We start from the raw sequence: 826 nt of genomic DNA, 5'->3' as shown, positions 1-826 counted from the left end.
CGCTCTACTTCATGACCGGAGCCATACTGGTGACGGCGGTGACGCATTTGAACGTGCGCCGAGGGCTGATCTAAGCGTCAGCAGCGTCCAGATTTGGAAAGATTTCGCAGGGCCAAACCATCCAACATTCTCAGACAGTTGGATGGTGGGCGATGCAGGGATTGAACCTGCGACCCCACCCGTGTGAAGGGTGTGCTCTCCCGCTGAGCTAATCGCCCGCTCGTTGCCCGAAGGCCGAAGCGAGCCGCGATATAAGGGAGGCGGGCGCGCGAAGTCAAGGCAATGTGCCGACGATCTTCAGATCGAATTTTCCTAGGCCCCGGCAGGCCGGAAAAGCCCAGATTCAGCGCGCCGCCGCGATCAGCCGCTCGGCAAGATCCGGCGTCAGCGTGTCGAAATGCGAGATCACCAAAGTCGGCTCGAACTCGCGCACATGGCGGTCCGTATAGCCGAAATCCACCGCCACCACCGGAATGCCGGCCGCCTTGGCGGTGTCGATATCGGTCTGCGAATCGCCGACCATCAGGGCGTTGTACGGGTCGCCGCCCGCCAGCCTGATCGTCTCGATGAGATGGCGAGGATCGGGCTTGCGAAAGGCGAACGTGTCCTGGCCGCAGATCGCGGCGAAATATTTGTCCATGCCGAGCGCCCCGATCAGCGTCGCCGAATTCGCTTCGTATTTGTTGGTGCAGACCGCCATCAGGTAGCCGGCGGCCTCGAAGCGATCGAGGGCCGAAGTCACGCCGGGGTAGGGGCGCGACTTGCCGGGGATGTTGAGCGTGTAGTGATCGAGGAAGAGCTTCAGCAGCCGGTCATGCTCTTCCGC

The 826-nt window shown here is 62.0% G+C and carries 1 protein-coding gene and 1 tRNA gene; both read right to left on the bottom strand.

Annotated features, from left to right (window positions below; all coding sequences use genetic code 11):
* Positions 1–143: 143 nt before the first annotated feature.
* Positions 144–218, bottom strand: a tRNA-Val gene (locus tag EOA38_RS37875).
* A gap of 125 nt (positions 219–343) precedes the next feature.
* The coding region (locus EOA38_RS37870) for an HAD-IA family hydrolase (protein ID WP_127301612.1) at positions 344–826 on the bottom strand (483 nt) is incomplete at its 5' end.

The organism is Mesorhizobium sp. M1E.F.Ca.ET.041.01.1.1 (genome assembly GCF_003997355.1).
Lineage (GTDB): Bacteria > Pseudomonadota > Alphaproteobacteria > Rhizobiales > Rhizobiaceae > Mesorhizobium.
This window is presented reverse-complemented; position numbering and strand designations above follow the sequence as displayed.